The organism is uncultured Roseivirga sp. (assembly GCF_963973945.1).
GTDB lineage: Bacteria > Bacteroidota > Bacteroidia > Cytophagales > Cyclobacteriaceae > Roseivirga.
The window spans coordinates 60449-80955 of record NZ_CAXBBV010000007.1 but is presented as its reverse complement, the minus strand read 5'-3'; the positions used below and the strand labels follow the sequence as shown (position 1 = coordinate 80955).

The following is a 20507-nucleotide window of genomic DNA, read 5'->3' as shown; positions in this document are numbered from 1 at the left end:
GCAAATAAGCCTTCGATCCGAAAAAGAAATTTCTTCGTAAGTTTATTTTTCCAAATAAAACCTATGAAAGCCCTTTTCCCACTCGTATTTTTCCTATTCAGTTCGAACACTACAATAGAATCAGACTGCATAAAATGTGATCAAGACCGACAGTACATATGTGCTTCAAACACCTTGGCCATGAATTTCAAGTTGTGCATGGACATGGCCGAAGTATCTGGGCGGATGTATAAAATCTATCTGCTAGACCTAAAAAAGGAGTACGGAGCTACTGGGACTGAATACTCGGCTAACCTGCCCGATTGGAAACTTTGGGAGCAGCTTTACCCGGAAAAAACGGCTGCAGAAATCTCTGAATTATTCTTCGAAACCACCACTTTTGCTTTGGCTCCAATGGTGGGCGTTAGCTACGACCAAGCGGTGAAATTTGCCGCATGGAGAACGGAAGCTTTCAAAAAGGAGCTGGACAGTATGGACGAAAGGGACAGAGCGGATTTCCCTAAAAAGTTTGAGTTCAGATTGCCAACTCCAGCCGAATGGTCGAGAATGAGATTTATGACCCAAGAAAAGGGCATGCTCAAACAAGTAGACAAAATTGCTAGTGCCTACGAAAAGGAGTTCAAAACCAGTAAAAACGATGTACTCAACAGTAGCAGCAAAGTCCACGATGTTTTCTCAGCTATGGATCAAAAGCTAGGCTTATTCGGCTTACACGACAATGTAGCTGAAATGACTTCTGAACAAGGCATAGCTATGGGAGGAAGTTGGATGAACAAAAGCGCTCAAGCCGACTTCACTAAAAAATCAGAATACAGCGCCCCTCAGGCTTGGCTTGGTTTCAGATGTATTTTTGAAATTATTGAGTAAGCAAACTACTTCCTCAACTGCTCCAACATTCCCTTTAAATCCTGAGCAGAGAAAACCTGTGTGCCTAAAATTAGCGTTTTGATGCTTTGAGTGTTGGTAATATCTTCCAACGGATTGGCATTAAGAATGAGTAAATCCGAAGATTTACCAGCTTCTACCGAACCATAGAAATTTTCCATTTTCATGAATTTAGCCCCATTGATAGTCGCGGTGCGAAGTGCTTCGGCAGGCGTTAAGCCAGCCGCCACCAAAGCCGCTAATTCTTGGTGAAGCGAAAGACCTTGATAGACATAAGAGTTAGACGCCCCCGAATCGGAACCCGCCAAAAGCGAAACACCAGCAGCCTGCATTTTAGGAATCAGTTTTTCAAAAGTACTGTTCAACTCATGTCGCTCTGCAATGGCTTTTTCATTCGCCCGCATGGCACTTCTAATTCTCCCTTGATAAGTTTTGATAATTCCATCGCCTACATAGTTAAGATACTCGTCATTCTCATGATTGTCCCTATCTAAATAGGAAAGCGTATTCCCAATATGTTTGGTAGGCACCACATAGGTATTGTTCGTTTTCAGCATCTCAAAAACAGTTTGCGCTTGAGTCTCATCATAAGTAGCAATTAACTTATCCATAGAACCCCAAAAGCCAGTCTTTCCATCGATTACTTCTTGCGTTATTTCTTTTTCTTGGGTCGAAGCGCCTTTGAGGATATAATAAAGGTGCTCAACAGAACCCAACCCAGCATTCACTGCATCTTCCAACATTACCGTAAAAGGCATATGGCCCGAAGTGGTAATTCCCCTTCTCTTTGCTTCTTCTATTATCCAGATGTAAGCTTCTTTAGAAATGGTACTGTCATAAATTTTGATGAAGTCCACGCCCATATTCTCGAGAGAATCCACTGCTTGAATTACTTCTTCCTTCGTTGTTACTGGAATTGAGCCCGCCCATGTTGCACGTGGGCCATCTAGCTTTGGCCCCGAGGTAAAAATCAATGGACCAGTAAGTGTACCCGACTTAATTTCTTCCCTCCACTTAAAAATTTCAGCAGTCATATCACCACCTGCTTCACGAACCCCCGTAACGCCATTGGCAATAAACAAAGGAAGCAGGTTTTTATTCTCTTCAATCAATTCTTCCCCACCTCTAAAGTGTACATGCATGTCCCAAAGCCCAGGAATAACGAATTTGCCCGTAGCATCAATGGTTTTCTCAGCGGTATAGTCAGTATCATTTCCAGCTTCGCGAACAAAAATAACGGTGTCATTTCGAATCCCAATTTGCTGATCAGGCATCAATTGCCCCGTTTTTACATCTACCACATTGGCGTGGTCAATCAGCAAATCAAGCTTCGTTTTTTCTGAAGTGGAACAAGAAAAGAGAAAGACAGTAAGGAGTAATAGAGAGAGTTTTTTCATGGTCAGGCTTCCGATTAATACCCTAACTTATTCATTATTAATAAGCTCTGAAATGGCTATTTTTTGAATGGCTTGATGGAGTTTTCTCTTTTTGAGAATTGACCTAACATATCCCTATCAAAACTAAGTTGGGGAGTCAATAAATTCTTCTAAAACCTTACTAGTAGCATTATCAATCATACTATCAAATTCTGTCTCGTCTAAAAAAATATCATCGAAGCCAACAATTTCATTTCTCATCTCAGAATAATTATCCTTTAATTCTTTTGAGAAGTTACCTGCCGCTTGCATTACAAGTATTCCATGCATCATTTCTGGAAGCTTTTGAGCATCAGTAAGTGTCTCCATTAATAAATCCCTCAAATCAGATTCTATTCTCAATTGAATAGCTATGATTTGAGACTGCGATGTTGATGATTCGGGGATTGGAGCATCCCTCAAAACAAGTCCTTTATGATTATCAATTTTAGACATCATTTCTCGAACGAGAGACTCTCCCATTTTTTGTTGCTCAAATATGCTGAGGTTTCTTACTTCTGAAAACTGTCTCTCAAGAACTAGCTCCTTTTGAAAGTATTTGTATTTCCATGTTATAGTTAGGTGTCCTGTACTATAATGAAAGTTAATAATTTGATTCTGACCGTTCTCATAAAGATTAAAACTCCTTTTATCAAGAATTGTCACCATCCCATTTCCACTAAAAGCATGATCGTTGAGGATATCTACTACAACTTGGAATTTACTTGAAAGTGTTTGATTCTGTAAATCATGATTGTCTCTATTCAGAGATGTGAAGAATCTATACAACACAATTACAATCACAATTATAACTATTACCCAAATCATAATACCATTAATTTAGAGTCTACCTTATTCATCCTTCCACTTACTTAGTGGTTGAGAGAAAAACATACACTAACAATAAATTTAGTAAAAATCGAATATAACCAATATTTCAATTATCCATAGATTTAGTCATTATGCATAATCATTCAATTACTGAAATCAACTGTCATATTCGATAAAGAAATAATATAGATAGATTTTTCATAAGTCAGGTTTCCTATTCATTATTAATAAGCACTGAAATGGCTATTTTTTGAATGGCAGCGTGGGAGTCGTTAGTGTCTAGTATTTAGAGAATAGTAGTGTCGGTGATTTAACAGCTTGCCTTTCCTTATATCTTCGAAATAAGCTTCAAACTCAATCTATAAAACAGCGTATCGATTGGGTTTTTCAAAAAACTAGATGGCAGTTCTTTTTCAGCAATTTGTTCAAACCCGTGTTTGCAATAGAAACTTTGCGCAGCTTTAAACTGACTCATAGTGCCTAAATAGACATACTTAAGTTGACACTTCCTCGATTCATCAATAGCGGTTTGAAGCAGCTGTTTTGCAACGTTGTGAATTGCGCCTCTAAATTCTTTTTTTAGCATCATCTTCTTTAAAATCCCATACTCGTGTTTAATGATTATAAAGGCGATAGTCCCAATAACTTGACCTTCGTAGACGGCCACCCAATACTTATGCGGAAAAGTAACCGAATTGCTTTTTTGCCCACTCATAATAGGCTCTGAAAACTCTTTTGCAATTTCTTGCATCATGAGGTCAATACCAGCCTGATACTTTAGTTCGTATGGAACAATTTCGATCATATGACTTTCTGATGAGAGAGGAAATTTAACGCTTCACCCCTCTATTCTGAAACTTGAAATTTAGTACCGAAGCTGGGGTAGCTAAACCTGCTTTGCAGTCTTCATTCTTTACTACTCTGCCAGGATGGGTTTCAATTTCCAACACCCCTGCCCAAACCTCTAAATCATGATCAAAAGCTTCATCAACGGCTCCTTCATCACGCACTTTAGCAGAAGCTTCTGTGATGTCAATGCCTATGACCAGGGTACTGTTCAATTCCTTTTCATTGGGCTCGCGAGCTTCTGCCCAGCGGCCAGCGATAATATTTTCAGTGATGATTTCTAATGCCTCCATTTTCTCGGCAGCATCTTCAATCAATATAGGCGAACCAAAAACCACCACCGATCTATAATTTACCGAATGATGAAATACCGAACGGGCCAGCACGAGCCCATCCAAATGAGTGACTGACAGGCTCACTTTCTCTTGTTCCAAAAGCGAAAGCATCATTCTGTTCTTCATGGAACCATGAATAAACAGTCGGTCTCCTTTTCGACCATAGGCTGTTGGAATTACAATGGCAGCGTTTTCATGCACATAGGGCACATGACAAAGAAAATGGGAATCGAGAATTTCATACACCAAAGCCTTATCATAATGTGCTCTCTTGCTTCCTCGGATCACTTTGTTGTAAGTAGATTTAGAAAATTCAGACATAATATTGTTGTTATATGCTACGAATATCTAAATTGATCGGACTATTAAAGCAACCCACTTTAACACAACTGAGTAGTCCACTATGGTTTCGTTTAAGAATTTAATCCACATAGATCGAAGCGCTGAAACTCCCATCTATCTTCAGCTGCACAACGCCATTATTAAAATGATCAAATCGGGAGTCATCCAAAGTGGCGCCAAACTACCCGGTACTCGAAGTCTTTCCTTGCAGATTGGCCTGCACCGAAAAACAGTGATTGCGGCCTATGACGAATTGATGGGGCAAGGCTGGATTACCACCATTCCCGCCAAAGGCACTTTTGTGAGCGACAAACTACCAGAAGTAAATCCAAGAGGAAAAGGAGTTGAGAAGGGACCAGAATCAGCGGCTGGTTTTTCTTTCGAAGTCAGAAAACACCTTCACAGACCTTATGCACAATTGCCTTCAATGCTTACCATTGATGAAGGAATTCCAGATGTTCGGATTGCGCCCATCGTTGAGATTTTGCGCCATTACCGCAGTATTATTTCGCGCAGTTATAACGCCAAGTATTTGAGTTATGGCTCATTTTTCGGAGATGATTCTCTTCGGGAAATTTTAGCCAACTATCTGCAAGAAACCCGAGGGATTGCCTGCTCAAAAGAGAATATCTTGATCACAAGAGGAAGCCAAATGGGAATGTATTTGGCTGCTCAACTGATCCATCAAAAAGGAGGCTTTAGCATTGTGGGGGAAACAAATTACATTGCTGCCAGCCTTACTTTAACAGATGCTGGCGCTTCGCTGCTTCGCGTGCGTGTGGATGAAAACGGATTGAACACCAATGACATTCAGGCTTTGTGTAAAAAACATAAAATCAAATCGGTGTATGTTACTTCCCACCATCACCACCCCACTACGGTTACACTTAGCCCCGAAAGGAGGTTGCACTTAAACGAGCTAGCACATCAATATGGCTTTGCCATTTTGGAAGATGACTATGATTACGACTTCCATTACCAACGCGCTCCGCTTTTGCCTTTGGCCAGTGCCGATGGTGGAAATCATGTGATTTACATGGGCGCGATTTGCAAAATTATTGCACCTGCCATTCGCGTGGGTTATATGGTAGGTCCAAGTGATTTTATAGCGGCAGCCGCACATTTAAGACGAACGATTGATCGCCAAGGTGACACCATATTAGAAAAAGCAATTGGGCAAATGATTGAGCAAGGCGATCTTCAGCGACACAGTAGAAAAGCACTCAAACTCTATCACGAACGTAGAGATCATTTCCATCAACTTTTAAACGACCATCTTTCAGAGTTCATCAGTTTTCAGGTTCCCGAAGGCGGAATGGCCTTTTGGGTTAAGCTTCGGAAAGATTTGAACTGGGGAACGATTGCTAAAACTTGTCTGGAAAATGAATTGGTAATTCCAGACTGGAAAAACTACGACAGCAGTAATTCAGGCCATAACGGAATCCGTTTGGGCTTTGCTTCTTTAAATTTTCAAGAACAAACCAAGGCGATTCTCATACTGGAATCCGCCATGAAAAAAGAAAGTGAAAATTAATTTTACGAAATTGTCCCTTGCTCAACATGGCTTTCGTCAATAGGGTGAATCTCAAAAAGAGAACTCGATTTTAAACCATAATTTTTTAACACGATGAAAAAGTTTTTATACCTGTTTAGAGGTGGAGATGCAAGAATGGCCGAAATGTCTCCAGAAGAAGTGCAAGCTGAAATGGCCAAATGGGGCGAATGGATGCAAGGCTTGGCCGAAAAAGGTCAATTGATTGATGGGTTACCATTGAAAGCAGAAGGCATGCAAGTATCAAAAGGAGGACAGTTGATTACTGACGGCCCTTTTGCCGAGGGTGCTGAAATTGTTGGTGGTTATTTGATGGTAAATGCTACTGATATGAACCAAGCAATTGAACTGTCGAAAGGTTGCCCCATCTTAAATGCTGAAGATGGCAATATCGAAGTAAGAGAAATTGCTGATATGTAAGATTTTAAGAGAAGTCGCTTTTGAACAATCAGAGCGACTTCTTTTTTAATTGAAGGCTACCTCACTTTCGCCTTTTTAATCATTCTGGCAAATAAGCCAGGGAAGAACCGCTTGACATAAGCGCCATAAGATTCTTTGCCAATGTAAATTTCACGCTTTTCTTTTTTGATGGCCTTAATGATGGCTTTAGCACAATCTTCAGCAGAAATTCCTTTGGCTTGGGCCTCGTCCATTACGTTGGCTTTTGAGCCATCACCAACCAGCGCATTTACCGACACATTGGTTTTTACGAAACCCGGTGCGGCTATCGTTACTTTGATTCCGTCATCTTCCAGTTCGGCACGAAGGCTATCGTAAAAGCCGTGAAGCGCATGTTTTGTGGCGGCATAACCAGAGCGATAAGGTGTTCCGAAAATACCAGTCAGACTTGTCACTACCACGAAATGGCCACTCCCCTTTTTGAGCATATGCGGAAGCAGATTTTTAGCCAAAGCAATATTCCCGAAGTAGTTGACTTCCATCAAATTCCGATCTACCTCAAGTTTAGTATCCTTCACCAAAGACCGCTGACTGATACCGCCATTATTGATCAAAATATCTACCTCTCCAAAAAGAGCAATGGCTTCGTTGGTCTTCGTGACTAAGCTATCGGCTTCGGCTAAATCAAGGGTGAGGATTTTGATGTTGTCTTGATTAGAGCAATTGGACTTCACCCTTTCCAATTCGGTCTGTCTACGGGCAGAAAGAATCAGTTGAGCCCCTTCCGCAGAAAGCTGCATAGCCAAAGCTTCTCCAATTCCTGAAGAAGCGCCTGTGATCCAAATAGTTTTATTGGTTAAAGACATATTTTAGTTCTTCTATCAGCACACAACCCTCCAAGAGTTCCAATCCGATATTGGCTGTAAATTGTACTTTAACGAAGCAGTTGACTATTAACTCTTGGAGGGTTAGCCAACCGAAACGTATTACTTCCGAACATAAGTTACAAAGTCGAAAGCATATTTGTGCTTTTCATCGGCTTCATGATGCTCTCTTCGTTCTTCCTTCCATTCACTTTTATTGAATTTAGGGAAGAAAGTATCTGCCCCTTCGATTACCGCTTCTACCTCAGTAATCAGCATTCTATCGACCAACCCCTTCTCGATGGCTTCGGTATAAATTTTCCCGCCACCAATAATCATGGTTTCACTCAATCCTTGTTTTTCGCAATAGGCCAAAGCCTCTTCTAAACTATGCGTTACCACATGGCCTTCAGGCATTTCAAAATCTTTATTGCGGGTGATCACCACCGAAGTACGGTTGGGCAGCGGCTTGCCAAGGGATTCGTAAGTCTTACGTCCCATCAAAATATGATTCCCTGAGGTCACCGTCTTGAAGAATTTGAAATCATCTGGCAGTCGCCAAAGCAAATCGTTGTCTTTGCCAATGGCATAGTTTTCTGAAATCGCTACTACAATGGTCCTGATCATAATTGTGTTCCTCTTAAAAACGATTCAATATCCATTCGTTTCTTTCCTTCCATTTGCAATTCGGTAATGGCCAAAGCGCCCGTTCCAGTTTGGATATGAAGGAAAGTTTTGTTGTCTGTTTTGTACTCTCCTGGCTCAGTTTTTTTGCCTGAGTCCATTTTTTTTGTGGCGAAGATTTTGAAATTTTTATCGTTAATGCATGTCCAAGCCGCAGGATAAGGCGATAAACCTCGAATGAAATTATAGACTTCTTCGGTCGGTTTCTTCCAGTCGATCTCGCAGGTTTCTTTAAAGATTTTAGGCGCATGCTTAATCTCCACCGACTCGTCTTGTGGCAGTTGCGGATAATCACCTGCTTCAATGGCACGAACCGTTTTGAGCACCAATTTGGCACCACGCTGCATTAATCTTTCATATACATCGCCTACATTATCTTCTTCGCCAATGGGTTCTTTTTCTTGGAAAATAACATTCCCCGTATCAATCTCATGTTTCAGGAAGAAGGTGGTTACGCCTGTTTCCTTTTCACCATTGATAATTGCCCAGTTGATAGGCGCAGCACCCCGGTATTGTGGCAACAAAGAACCATGTAGGTTGAAAGTACCAATTTCGGGCATGTCCCAAACGGCTACTGGCAGCATCCTAAAAGCCACCACAATTTGCAGGTTGGCATTGTAGCTTTTCAGCTCTTCTAAAAACTCTGGCGACTTTAAATTGGTAGGTTGTAACACAGGAATCTCCTGCGAAACAGCATAGTCCTTCACAGGCGTAGTGGTTAATTTTTGCCCCCTGCCTTTCGGACGGTCAGGCGCTGTCACCACGGCCACCACATTGACGCCATTCTCTACCAAAATCTGTAAGCTAGGCACCGCAAACTCGGGCGTGCCCATATATATAATTTTTAAGTCTGTCATATTCGACCCATATTTCTATAAATGTAAATTCGCTCATTTATTTCATCAGCTGGGAGGTTATAATCTCCTATACTAAGGTTAAAAACATTGTTTAAGGTCTTTATTTTCAACACTTGATCTTCCCTGCCCGCTACTCCAAATGTAGCTTCAATTTCAATAATTTCGTTCCAACCAAACCTATCCTTACCGATGGTAATCCCCTTTTCATGCAGAGTAATAATTATTTCATTTTTATTAACCAGATTTTTTAGAGCCTTTACTAGCCTCAGTAAACTAAATAAAACAATTATTCCCCCAATTATATTTCTGTCTGACAGAATCAGATACACCCCTACCGAAACCATGAAAACAGGCAAAATAAGGTTGAAAACAGTATTTACAATAGGATATTTAAGAACTGTTGTCTTTGGTAAGTCTGTTTGATCAATTTTGAGAAACGGTATTCTGTAGTTCTTGTTTTCTAGTTCAATCAGCTGATTCCTTTGACTTCTACTATAAATAATAGTACGGTTAAAGAAATTACCTTCAGGCCATATTATGTTAGCCTTTACAGCTTCATTTTTAAGTAGCTCAAGGTCATTTACATTGGAATACGCCCAAACCTTCCATCTTGCTACAGATAAACTCCAGTAAAGCCAACTTAATATAAAACCAGAAAGCAGGCCTAACAGAGAGAAATAATCTGGATACACAAATCTTCTTTGGAAATACAAGAAGACACAGAAGGTTAAGATTAGAATGATTATACCAGGTAAGTTAATCACTAATTGTCCTCGCTTAATAGCTCTATCAATAAGCCTCTGCTCGTTCATTCAAAATCCCTATACAACAAATATTGTTTCCTCTTCGCTTTGTAAGCCTTCAAATCTTCTTGCCAAGTCGCCTTAATCTCTTCCTCGGTCAGGCCGGCCTCGATCTGCTTTCGCAGTTCGGCTGTTCCGGCCAAAAGGGTAAGGTAATCTTTGAAGAATTCGGTTTTGTCCTTTAAGGCTTTGTAATAAGTAATCAAGTAGCGCAGCGTCAACTCATGCGGTTGATCTACTCCAGAAAAGCTTTGACCAAAGCATTCTTTGCCTTCTAGTGGCGGATATTTAGAGCCTTCATTGGGTTGCGGAGTGAAAGTATAAGAACCCAAACTAAAATCAGGGTGGCCAATCACTTCGAAAGGAAAATCGGTTCCTCGGCCTACGCTTACTACCGTGCCTTCAAAAAAACCGAGAGAAGGATAAAGCGCAATAGCATTATCGGTTGGTAAATTGGGTGAAGGTTTTACAGGCAATAAATAAGTAGCATTGTGATCCCAGCCTTTCATTTTAATGACGGTCAAATCAGCTTTTACCCCATTTTCTAACCATCTTTCTCCATTAATCATTTGCGCCAGTTCGCCCACGGTAAGGCCATGAACAACCGGAATTGGATGCATGGCAATAAAACCATTGACGCTATCCTCTTTTACAGGGCCGTCAATGTACATGCCGTTCGGATTTGGTCTATCGAACACAAAAACCTGCTTGTTGTTTTCAGCAGCAGCCTCCATAATGTAGTGCATGGTACTGATGAAGGTATAAAAGCGCACCCCTACATCTTGAATATCAAAAATGAGCACGTCCACATCTTCCAACATTTCTGGGGTGGGCTTTTTATTGCTGCCATAAATCGAAACGATTGGAATGCCTGTTTTTTCGTCTTTCGAATCGTTGACTTTTTCACCATCTGGCGCTTCGCCCCTAAAACCGTGCTCCGGTGCCATCACTTTTTTAATGTCAACGCCCAAGCTGTGCAGCGTATCTACCAAATGCGTTTGCCCTACCATAGAAGTTTGATTGACCACCAAAGCCACTCGTTTTCCTTCTAGCAATGGGAGATATTCCTGCATTCTTTCGGCTCCTACTTGAAGGGCTTCCTTTTGCTCGGTTTGCGATTGACAGCCAAAACATGTCATTAAAATAAAAAGGGCAGATAGCAGTCTATTCATTCGGTTCGTTATCTTTGAAATTTAACGGTAGCATCAAAATTAACCATATTCTTGAACCTCCCTTATTTCATAGCAAAAAGAATCAGCGATCCGGGCGATAACAGCTTCTCGGCTGTTATTCACAAAATTGCAATTGCCAGTGTTGCGCTGGGTTTGGCCATTATGATGATTGCTTTTTTTGTGCTTGGTGGTTTTCAAGAGAATATCAAAGACAAGATTTTTAGCTTTTCTGGCCACATTCAAATCAAAAAGTTCTCCCTTAACAATTCGTATGAGGAAGAACCGATTGTGATTGATGCAGAGCGCATGGCGACATTGCTGGAAGATCCTTATGTGGAGCACATCCAAGAATACGCGCACAAACCGGGTTTAATTTCGAAAGATGGTGAAGTGCATGGCCTTATCTTTAAAGGAGTGACGTCAAACTTCAATAAAGCCCTATTTGACAAGTACATGGTAGAAGGCGAATTCATTAGTTTTAATGACAGTATTTCTACAGATTCAGATGTGATGATCAGTTCTAAAATGGCCAAAAACTTGGGATTGAAAATTGGCGACAAGGTGATCAATTACTTTATTATGGATCCTCCCAAAACCCGTAGGGTAACCGTAAAAGGGATTTATAGCACTGGACTCGATACTTTTGACGACCAAATGATGATTGGTAATATTAATGTGATACGGAGCTTAAATGGCTGGAAGAGTGATGAGGTGGGAGGCTATGAAGTTTACCTCAAAAACATAGATGATATTGCGGCTGCAGATGATTCCATTATTGGCAAATTAAGTGTAGAGCATTACACAGAAAGAGTTGACGATAAGTTCGTTCAGATTTTTGACTGGCTCAATCTGCTCAGCAAAAACGTGAGCATCTTCATCTGGCTAATTCTATTGGTCGCCTCATTTAACATGGTTTCGGTATTGTTTATCCTCATTATGGAGCGTACCCAAATGATTGGCACTTTCAAGGCATTGGGCGCTTCGAATAGCTTGATCAGAAGAATATTTTCCTACAATGGTTTTAGATTAGTGCTTAAAGGTTTGTTGGTGGGAAATGCTATAGCCATTGGTTTTGCTTTCCTTCAAGATTTCTTTCACATCATTCCCCTAGATGCCGCCAATTATTATATGGAATATGTGCCCATTGATTGGGATTGGTCGGTGACCATCGGCCTCAATTTACTGACATTGATCTTAGTATCATTTGTGCTGATTATTCCTACGGCCATTATCGCCAGAATAAAACCAGTAACGGCCATTAGGTTTGATTAAGCTGAATTCTTAAGAGTTTAGGCTTCCTTTTCTGCGTAATTGAACGACTGTTCCAAATCCGCTTCGGTTTCTCTTCTATAAGTTTTGAAAAGACTTCCTACTTTGATTTGCATTACGCCTAACACCGCTTCTTTCACAATTCCGCCACTCATTTTAGATTTACCTTTGGTGCGGTCGGTGAAAATAATTGGCACTTCGGTAATATTGAAGCCGAATTTCCAAGCCAAGAATTTCATTTCGATTTGGAAGGCATAGCCCATAAAGCGTACTTTGTCTAAATCTATGGTTTCGAGTACCGTACGTCTGTAGCATTTAAAACCAGCAGTGGTATCTCTAAAAGGCATTCCCGTCACCATGCGCACGTAGTAGCTGGCGAAAAACGAAAGCATTACACGGCTCATGGGCCAGTTCACAACATTTACTCCTGTTACGTAGCGCGATCCAATGGCCACATCGTTTCCATCGGTTTTACAAGCGTGATATAAGTTGTTTAAATCTTCTGGAGGATGTGAAAAATCGGCATCCATTTCAAAAATGAATTCATAATGACGAGCCAAAGCCCAACGAAAACCATGAATATATGCGGTACCCAAACCTAATTTCCCTGCCCGCTCTTCTAAATGTAAGCGATCAGGATATTCCAACATTAAGCTTTTTACGATTTCTGCCGTGCCATCTGGCGAATTATCATCCACAATAAGCAATTCAAATCCAGAAGGTTGAGAAAGAACAGCACGAACAATTTCCGCGACATTCTCTTTTTCATTATAAGTTGGAATAATGACTAGGCTATCTTTCATTACATGGTTCAAAAAAATCTACTCTGAAAGAATAATTCCTTCAAAGCAGTTAAATTCATTAGTTTTATCGGTCTGGGAGTTGAGCCCCGTAAAGTTTAGAACGGGGAAGTTAATTAAATGTTAATCACAAAAGAAAAGAAGTGAATAAAATGAACAAATGTGTTTTCATGGATAGGGATGGTGTGTTAAATAAAGAGTTAGGCCGACACATTCTAAAAATTGAAGAATTTATAATTCCTGAAGACGTTCCAAATGGTTTGAAAAGACTGAAAGAAGCTGGTTATAAATTAGTTGTAGTCACCAACCAAAGTGGAATTGCCAGAAAATACTATGACGATAAATTGGTGGACGACTGCCATGATTTACTTCAAGAAGCTTGTGGAAATTTAATTGATCAATTTTATTATGCGCCTTTGGTAGATAGTGTGAGTAAATCTTTAATGCGCAAGCCAGACTCGCTTATGCTGGAAAAAGGAATGGCCAAATTCAATGTCGATCCTGCTCAATCCTGGATGGTGGGTGACAAAGAGCGTGACTTGATCCCCGCAAAGAAATTGGGCATCAGAAGAATTCAGTTGATGGCCATGGTGGAAAAAAGTGAGTTGGCCGAAGTGGTGGCCCATACTTTTACCGAAGTAGTGGATGCCATTCTTGGTGAGGGCTAAATTTTTCAGGTTTCATCCAGAGAAATAAGGCGTTCACCGATATTTTTTGGCCGGGTTAGGTTCAAATATCACTTTTGAATCAATCAAAAACTCAAAATATCTAACACATGAGAAAGAAAACCAAAGTATTCGCCACGCTCCTACTGCTGTGCTTCTTTTTAAGCTCCTGCGTTTATTCATTATTCCCAATTTACACGGATGACACACTGGTGTATTTGCCTGAAATCGTAGGCAAATGGCAAAGCGGCAGCGATGAAGAAGATTACATTCTAATTTCTGATGGGGTTTCGGTGGAAGGAACCGTTACTGTTACAGAGTCTGACACCAAAACTCCTAAAGAAAGTGGAGTTAAAATCAGCAAACCCACTTTTTCGGTAACCATTGATGAAGGTGATTATGCCATTATCGAAGGTGATACAGTCAGAGATCAAGCAAAAATTCAAGCCTATTACGAAAAGCAATTCGACTCTCTCATCTCAAGTAAGGAAATGAAAAATAACTTCAGGAAGTTCGGTGAAAACCTAAGTGAATTTGGAAATAGGCTTAACGATTTGGGTAAACCAAACAAACCAAAAAGCTATACCATTGGTGAGAAATCTTATTTAATGACAGTGGTTGATGATGGCGAACCCATTAAATATGAGCTGCATTTGGTAAAAATTGGAGACGATATTTTTATGGACTTGGCCGCCACGGATAGCGATTATAGTGATGCTGCTTTTGAGTCGAGAGTATGGTTCCCAGTGCATACCTTTATGAAAATGGACCTGAACGGAGATCAGCTCAAGCTTACTCAATTCGATTTAGACAAGCTCAATAAGCTCTTTAAAAGCAACTTAATTCGTTTACGACACGAAAATGTAGACGGCACCATTTTAATCACGGCCCAGCCTAAAGAGCTTCAGAAATTTTTGGACAAATACTCAGAGGACGAAAGCGTTTTCGATGATCCCGAAACTTACACACGTGTAGCGCAATGAAGTTCCTCAACAAACTCATACGCTTAAAATGGTTACAGCATTCAGTGTTTTGGATGCTGTCCATTTACGCGATTGGGAGTTATTTCTCCATTGCCATTGCGCTTTTTGCTTTCATCGATTATTTCTACGCTATCCTATTTCACATTCCATTGGTCTTCTTGGTCTATGTGAATTTGCGCCTGCTAATTCCAAGGTTTCTTCAAAAGGGCAAATATCTACTTTATATGCTTTTCGTAGCGGTAGACATTGCTTTGGCTTACCTAGTTCACGAATTCACCTTTGAAATTCTTTTGCCTGTTCTGCCAACGGAATTCTATATGGTTTCCTTTACCGAATGGCAGGTTTTGGTCAATATTTTTATCATTTACCTTGTGCTCACCACTTTGCTCAAATTATCCAAATCATGGTATACTTTGCAGCAGGTAGAAAAAGAAAAGGTAGAGCTGGAATTGAAGTCATTGAAAATGCAGATCAATCCTCATTTTCTCTTCAATAGCCTGAATAGCATTTACGCCATGGCTTTGGTGAAAAGCGATAAAACTGCGGCTTCGGTTTTAGAACTCTCTAACCTATTGCGCTACATGATTTACGAGGTGGGCGACAAACGCGTGAGCCTAGAAAAAGAAGTAGAAATTATTCAGGGCTACCTTGATTTGCAGCGTCTACGCTCCGATGCCAGCACCGAAGTGAACTTTCAAATAGAAGGTGACCTTGCAGGGATCATGATTGCTCCACTTTTATTTTTTCCGCTGATTGAAAACAGTTTTAAACATGGCGTTAAAGGTGTTTCAGAATCGGCTTTTGTACACATGCATTTAAAGTGCAGCAATGATCAAATTGATTTTAGCATTGTGAACAACAAAGGTGAAATTGATGACATGGAAGCGGGACAATATGGCGGAATTGGTTTGCAAAACGTATCTTCTCGCTTGGCCTTGATTTACCCGAAAAAACACGAGTTTAAAGTAGAAGACGAGCAAGACAATTTCTCTGTCCATTTAACAATTAAGCTATGATTAAATGCCTGATAGTAGACGATGAGCCGCTTTCACGCGATGTACTGAAAACCTATTGCACAGATCATCCTGATTTGGAAATTACGGCCATCTGCAAAGATGCTTTTGAGGCCATGAATTCCCTCGGCAAATCAAGCGTTGATCTAATTTTCCTGGATGTTAACATGCCCAAGTTATCAGGCATCAACTTTTACAAGTCGCTGAACCAAAAACCGATGGTGGTATTTACCACGGCCTATCCTGAGTTTGCCGTAGAAGGCTTTGAACTTGACGCCACCGATTATTTACTAAAACCCTTCTCTTTCGAGCGCTTTGTAAAAGCGGTGAATAAGGTAAAGGAGAAAAGCATCTACCAAACTGACACGGACGAAAAGTACATCTTACTCAAAGCCGACCGAAAAGTCTACAAGGTTGACTTCTCAGAAATTCTCTTTTTTGAAGCCCTCGGTGATTATGTAAAAGCCCATTTGCAGGACAAGGTGCTCATTGTCACTACTACCTTAAAAAAGCTTATGGAAGAATTACCTTCTTCTGCATTTATGCGCACCCATAAGTCCTATATCATTGCCAAAAGTAAAATTGAATACTTAGAAGGAAATCAGATTCAGCTTCCGCAACACAAAATTCCCATTGGCCAATCTTACCGCGAAGAAGTATTAAAGAAGCTGGAAAGTTGAATTACAGCCCCCGTAACCGTCATTACGAGAAATAAACCTTGCGACAGCAAAGGTTTATGACGCGGTAATCCGTCTGTTTTGTACGGCAGAATAACGGTTTCTGAGCAAAAGTTTACGGTATTATGCGGACAGAGTCCTAGAAGTCATAGTAAGTCACAGGTTCGGAGAACCTGCGACAGTTGATCTATAAGCTTGAGCAGAAAATCGTATCATAACCGTCTATTTTCGTATCAAATCGTATCACATCCTTGAATACTGGATCGTATCATTATCGTATCAAATCGTATCAAATCGTATCATTTTTAAAATAAATAGCTTACCTTTGAAAGGTGAAAACTCAGGTATACACCTTTCAAATCAGTCTAGATTGGCAGTTAATGGCATTAGTTAGTCAGATAGACCGATTCGATGCCTCTTGGTCATCCATTGAAAAGAAGGAAGGCCAAAGCCTAAAAGAACTAAAGTCCATTGCTACTATTCGTAGTGTTGGTGCATCTACAAGGATTGAAGGGTCTAGAATGACGGACGAAGAAGTAGATGTACTATTAAAAAACATCGACATCTCTAAACTTTCAGATCGAGACTCACAAGAAGTAGCTGGTTATTTTGAAGTATTAGACCTCATTAGCGAGGCTTATAGTGATATACCCATTACTGAAAACAGCATCAAAAACCTCCACAAGACCCTTCTGAAGTACAGTGAAAAAGATGTTTGGCACCGAGGTGATTACAAACAACTCAGCAATGCGGTAGAAGCCAATTTACCTGATGGCACCAAGCAGGTGATTTTCAGAACAACGGAGCCTGGTATTCCTACCGAGGAGGCTATGACCGAGCTAATCACATGGTTCAAAAAGGATAAAGAAACTCATCCACTGGTAAAATGTGCTTTGCTGGCTTATGATTTTGTCAGTATCCACCCCTTTCAGGATGGTAATGGCCGATTGAGCAGATTGCTTTCTACATTGGCCTTAATGAAAAGTGGCTACCAATGGGTGCAGTATATAAGTCTAGAGCATGAAATAGAACACCAAAAGAACAAGTACTATCAAACGCTACGCTCTTGTCAGGCACAAAGGCCAGGGGAAGACGCAACAGCTTGGTTACACTTTTTCTTTCAAGCTTTAATCAAAATACAAACTCAGTTGCTCAATAAACTGGAAAGGCAAGGGGTAATGGCGGAGCTTGCTCCAAAAGAAAAGGCCATACTTACCTTTATTGGAGAGCATCCCGGTTGTAAGTCAGGCGAAATTGCCGAAAGACTGGATATCCCTAACCCAACAGTTAAAAGACTCTTAGCCCAAATGGTAAAAGCCAATTTGGTAGAGAAGCATAGCGCTGGTGCTGGGACTAATTACTCTATTCTATAAACACCTGTCAGGTCTAGGTTAAAAGCACACAGTCCCTCAACCGTCATTACGAACGCTTACCTCTTAGCTTCAGCGTTGGCACAGAAATAAACCTTGCAAGAGCAAAGGTTTATGACGCGGTAATCCGTCTGTTCTGTACGGCAGAGTAACGGTTTCTGAGCAAAGGGTTACGGTATTATACGGACAGAGTCCTAAAGTCCATAGTAAGTCACAGGTTCGGAGAACCTGCGACAGTTGGATGGTTGTCTGTTGAGCACGTAGAAGTCTCTTTTTCGATTCCATAATTACTTTCGCTACTTTAGATTAAAATCATGTACAAATTCTTGTCTATCATTCTACTGTGCTTTTTTATAAGTACAATCGCAAATTCTCAGGTAATTACCTTTGAAGGAAATGATACTTTGTACATGAAACAGGAAATGAAATTCGACAACTTCTCCTCAGACATTTGGGTATTCAAAGATGACCTCCTATCTGGGAAATATTATCAAATACGCAAACATGATTGTGGAACTGACACTCTCAGGCAAGCTGAATTCTCAAAAAATGGAGTAAAGGATGGCCTTTGGATTGAATGGTACAAAAGCCTATGTCTAGCGATAGATGATTCATCAATTTCAACTCATACATTTACAAAAGTTGAAGTCTATAAAGGCAGGGAAATACTTTACAATGAAGGTTTCATTTTAAAATCCGTTCTATATCAAATTCAGAGTGACCTACCACTTTGGGAATTAACTTACCCTCCTAATACAAAAGATTCAAGTCAGTGGAATCTATCCAGATTATACCAAGACAATTATTTGTCTTCAGAAACTAAAATAATAAAAGACTCCCTATCAAATAGGGTTATGGATTACACCACAACTTATAATGAGAAAGGATTCAAAGTCTTCACTGACAAACATCCAGTCAACAATGAAAACGAAGGTTTCATAACCTTTTATCAAGACAAAAACCGAGTGCTAACAAAAGGTAAATATGTTATTTCTTCAAATGATAACTTCGAAGACACTTTCCATCATTATACCTTAATAGGAAGTTGGCCGTACTACAATGAGTTGAATGAACATATCGCAACGCTTAAGTACAAGAAGGGGCGATTATCTAAGATAAAGTATTTAGCAAGTGATGTTAGTGAGTATGAGATATTAAACTGGATCAATTCCCTTAATTGACTTATCTGTCGCAGGTTCTCCGAACCTGTGACGACTTATTAAAAAGGGACTCTGTCCCGTTCAAACTAACTCCACATTCACCAAACCTATTTCTCCAGCATAAGCTCCCGCACTAGAGTAAACATAGTCTTCTGGTGTGAAGCAGATTCCCGCTCTCACTGGGTTGAGGTGAATATAATTTAGCCTTTCTTCAAACATGTTATTTCTATCCAATGGGATTGGGTGATTTTCATGTATCCAAATCTTGGAATGGGTGTTCGAACTACTCATTTCTCCCTGACTTTCGATAATCCACAGCAGCCAGTTCTTTCTGCTTTCCCGCTGATCTTGCTTCAAAGTCTCATAAATCACTTTGGCAGAATATCTCTTAAAGTCTCTTATTAATGAAGAAAGGTTCTCTCCGTTTCTCGTTCGAACAATCAAGTGAATATGGTTCGACATAATGACATAGGAATGGACGATCAAACCTTTATTCTTGATGCAAAAATTCAGGTTTTCGACTATAATATCCTTGTAGCGCTGGCGATTGAACAAGTCTACCCATTCCACAACAGTCATAGTAACGAAGTGAGGAATGTCATTTTCAGAAAACCGATAGGCCGTACTCATAATTAAATATACTAATTAAGGTTTATCATGCTTATGGTTTCCTGTTTGGGTTATGCGGACAGAGTCCTAAAGACCATAATGAGTCACAGGTTCGGAGAACCTGCGACAGTTGCTTCAAAATTACACTTTCTTTGATGTGTTTATTTTTATTATAAACTTGACTATATTGTTTTATTAAAAACACCTAAAAGCACTAAACTTCTAAAAAATGACAGACATTTTTCTCAAAGCGAAGCACTGGCAATTATTCTCAATGCTTATTGGGCTTCCTATATTAGGGTACATCATTATGTTTGCCCTCTTTTTTGACTACGCCACTACAACCAATGATTTGGATGCTACTACGTTGAAAAGTTTTGCAATCATAATTCCTTGCGTTGCATTAATAGTGATGTATGTACTTTTCGGTTGGTTTTGGTCAATCGCCATCGGTTTGCAAACAAAAGTCCCTAATACAGTAAAAATGAAGGTTAAAAAGTTCAAGGTGTTTTTCTTCATTCCTTTTATCTATATCCTTTCACTATTGGTTTTTATGGCTTTATTTGGATTAAGTGATTTTGAGGCAGAACCCGACCTTAACTCCGCCTTTCCTTTTGGCTTACTTACAATTATGCTTCCACTTCATTTTCTTTCCATTTTTGGCATTTTCTATTCGCTATACTTTGTAGCTAAGACCTATAAAACTGTTGAATTACAGAGAGAAGTTAGCTTTAGTGATTTTGCAGGAGAGTTTTTCATGATCTGGTTTTACTTTATTGGTGTTTGGATCATTCAGCCGAAAATCAATGAAATGGTGGAAGACACACCTATGGAAGCTCAGTATGTTTAGATTCTGGTTTGATTTTATGCGAACAGAGTCCTAAAGACCATCGTGAGTCACAGGTCCTGCCAAAGGCAGATAAATCGGAGATCCTGCGACAGTGGGTTCTATAAACACCTGTCAGGTTTTGGAAACC

The 20507-nt window shown here is 40.1% G+C and carries 22 protein-coding genes; 11 read left to right on the top strand and 11 right to left on the bottom strand.

All coding sequences use genetic code 11. The annotated features are described in order from the left end of the window. The first annotated feature begins 63 nt into the window (after positions 1 to 63). Positions 64 to 867 carry an SUMF1/EgtB/PvdO family nonheme iron enzyme gene (locus AAC026_RS12670; RefSeq protein WP_339698644.1) on the top strand — a complete coding sequence of 268 codons (804 nt, stop codon included), beginning with the start codon at positions 64 to 66 and terminating at the stop codon, positions 865 to 867. 5 nt (positions 868 to 872) lie between these two features. Here AAC026_RS12670 and AAC026_RS12665 read toward each other — a convergent pair whose 3' ends face one another. The 4 genes from AAC026_RS12665 to AAC026_RS12650 form a co-directional block, all read right to left on the bottom strand. After that, a complete protein-coding gene (locus tag AAC026_RS12665) occupies positions 873 to 2282 on the bottom strand; it encodes an amidohydrolase family protein (protein ID WP_339698641.1) in 1410 nt (469 codons plus the stop codon). Between the two features lie 123 nt (positions 2283 to 2405). Then, a complete protein-coding gene (locus AAC026_RS12660) occupies positions 2406 to 3128 on the bottom strand; it encodes a hypothetical protein (protein ID WP_339698638.1) in 723 nt (240 codons plus the stop codon). A 331-nt stretch (positions 3129 to 3459) separates the two neighbouring features. Then, on the bottom strand, positions 3460 to 3936 hold the full coding sequence (locus tag AAC026_RS12655) for a GNAT family N-acetyltransferase (protein WP_339698635.1): 477 nt from the start codon (positions 3934 to 3936) through the stop codon (positions 3460 to 3462). Positions 3937 to 3961: 25 nt separating this feature from the next. Next, complete coding sequence (locus AAC026_RS12650) at positions 3962 to 4633, bottom strand: pyridoxamine 5'-phosphate oxidase family protein (protein WP_339698632.1); 672 nt, start codon at positions 4631 to 4633, stop codon at positions 3962 to 3964. A gap of 82 nt (positions 4634 to 4715) precedes the next feature. Between AAC026_RS12650 and AAC026_RS12645 the strand changes: the two genes are divergently transcribed. Both AAC026_RS12645 and AAC026_RS12640 read left to right on the top strand, forming a co-directional pair. Continuing rightward, complete coding sequence (locus AAC026_RS12645) at positions 4716 to 6188, top strand: PLP-dependent aminotransferase family protein (protein ID WP_339698629.1); 1473 nt, start codon at positions 4716 to 4718, stop codon at positions 6186 to 6188. A 93-nt stretch (positions 6189 to 6281) separates the two neighbouring features. Next, a complete protein-coding gene (locus tag AAC026_RS12640; RefSeq protein ID WP_339698627.1) occupies positions 6282 to 6626 on the top strand; it encodes a YciI family protein in 345 nt (114 codons plus the stop codon). 56 nt (positions 6627 to 6682) lie between these two features. On the opposite strand, the gene AAC026_RS12635 is transcribed toward AAC026_RS12640, so the two are convergent. The 5 genes from AAC026_RS12635 to AAC026_RS12615 form a co-directional block, all read right to left on the bottom strand. Beyond that, a complete protein-coding gene (locus AAC026_RS12635; RefSeq protein WP_339698625.1) occupies positions 6683 to 7471 on the bottom strand; it encodes an SDR family oxidoreductase in 789 nt (262 codons plus the stop codon). Positions 7472 to 7591: 120 nt separating this feature from the next. After that, positions 7592 to 8095 (bottom strand): dihydrofolate reductase, encoded by a 504-nt coding sequence (locus AAC026_RS12630; RefSeq protein WP_339698623.1) that lies wholly within the window; start codon positions 8093 to 8095, stop codon positions 7592 to 7594. Next, positions 8092 to 9009 (bottom strand): methionyl-tRNA formyltransferase, encoded by a 918-nt coding sequence (gene fmt, locus AAC026_RS12625; RefSeq protein ID WP_339698620.1) that lies wholly within the window; start codon positions 9007 to 9009, stop codon positions 8092 to 8094. Before fmt ends, AAC026_RS12630 begins: the two co-directional genes overlap by 4 nt. Next, positions 9006 to 9821 carry a hypothetical protein gene (locus tag AAC026_RS12620; protein ID WP_339698617.1) on the bottom strand — a complete coding sequence of 272 codons (816 nt, stop codon included), beginning with the start codon at positions 9819 to 9821 and terminating at the stop codon, positions 9006 to 9008. The genes fmt and AAC026_RS12620 overlap by 4 nt, the downstream gene beginning before the upstream one ends. Further along, complete coding sequence (locus AAC026_RS12615) at positions 9818 to 10984, bottom strand: DUF1343 domain-containing protein (RefSeq protein ID WP_339698615.1); 1167 nt, start codon at positions 10982 to 10984, stop codon at positions 9818 to 9820. The genes AAC026_RS12620 and AAC026_RS12615 overlap by 4 nt, the downstream gene beginning before the upstream one ends. 51 nt (positions 10985 to 11035) lie before the next feature. Here AAC026_RS12615 and AAC026_RS12610 point away from each other — a divergent pair, with 51 nt between their 5' ends. Then, complete coding sequence (locus AAC026_RS12610; RefSeq protein ID WP_339698612.1) at positions 11036 to 12256, top strand: ABC transporter permease; 1221 nt, start codon at positions 11036 to 11038, stop codon at positions 12254 to 12256. Between the two features lie 17 nt (positions 12257 to 12273). Here the strand turns inward: AAC026_RS12610 and AAC026_RS12605 are convergent, their stop codons facing one another. Further along, entirely contained in the window at positions 12274 to 13056 is a 783-nt protein-coding gene (locus tag AAC026_RS12605; protein WP_339698610.1) for a polyprenol monophosphomannose synthase, read from the bottom strand. Between the two features lie 167 nt (positions 13057 to 13223). On the opposite strand from AAC026_RS12605, the gene AAC026_RS12600 reads away from it, so the two are divergent. From AAC026_RS12600 to AAC026_RS12575, 6 genes are all read left to right on the top strand, one after another. After that, positions 13224 to 13721: an HAD-IIIA family hydrolase gene (locus tag AAC026_RS12600; RefSeq protein WP_339698608.1), complete on the top strand. Its 498-nt coding sequence runs from the start codon at positions 13224 to 13226 to the stop codon at positions 13719 to 13721. A 107-nt stretch (positions 13722 to 13828) separates the two neighbouring features. Next, positions 13829 to 14701 carry a hypothetical protein gene (locus AAC026_RS12595; RefSeq protein ID WP_339698605.1) on the top strand — a complete coding sequence of 291 codons (873 nt, stop codon included), beginning with the start codon at positions 13829 to 13831 and terminating at the stop codon, positions 14699 to 14701. Then, positions 14698 to 15717 carry a sensor histidine kinase gene (locus AAC026_RS12590; RefSeq protein WP_339698603.1) on the top strand — a complete coding sequence of 340 codons (1020 nt, stop codon included), beginning with the start codon at positions 14698 to 14700 and terminating at the stop codon, positions 15715 to 15717. Before AAC026_RS12595 ends, AAC026_RS12590 begins: the two co-directional genes overlap by 4 nt. Further along, a complete protein-coding gene (locus AAC026_RS12585) occupies positions 15714 to 16394 on the top strand; it encodes a LytTR family DNA-binding domain-containing protein (protein WP_339698600.1) in 681 nt (226 codons plus the stop codon). Before AAC026_RS12590 ends, AAC026_RS12585 begins: the two co-directional genes overlap by 4 nt. A gap of 377 nt (positions 16395 to 16771) precedes the next feature. After that, the gene (locus AAC026_RS12580) at positions 16772 to 17764 is read left to right on the top strand and encodes a Fic family protein (protein ID WP_339698597.1); all 993 of its coding nucleotides are present in this window, start codon (positions 16772 to 16774) and stop codon (positions 17762 to 17764) included. Positions 17765 to 18075: 311 nt separating this feature from the next. Then, positions 18076 to 18942, top strand: a complete 867-nt coding sequence (locus tag AAC026_RS12575; protein WP_339698594.1) for a hypothetical protein — start codon at positions 18076 to 18078, stop codon at positions 18940 to 18942. 60 nt (positions 18943 to 19002) lie between these two features. Here AAC026_RS12575 and AAC026_RS12570 read toward each other — a convergent pair whose 3' ends face one another. Beyond that, positions 19003 to 19551 carry a transposase gene (locus AAC026_RS12570; RefSeq protein WP_339698591.1) on the bottom strand — a complete coding sequence of 183 codons (549 nt, stop codon included), beginning with the start codon at positions 19549 to 19551 and terminating at the stop codon, positions 19003 to 19005. Between the two features lie 208 nt (positions 19552 to 19759). Between AAC026_RS12570 and AAC026_RS12565 the strand changes: the two genes are divergently transcribed. Further along, positions 19760 to 20380 (top strand): hypothetical protein, encoded by a 621-nt coding sequence (locus tag AAC026_RS12565; protein WP_339698588.1) that lies wholly within the window; start codon positions 19760 to 19762, stop codon positions 20378 to 20380. Positions 20381 to 20507: the final 127 nt, after the last annotated feature.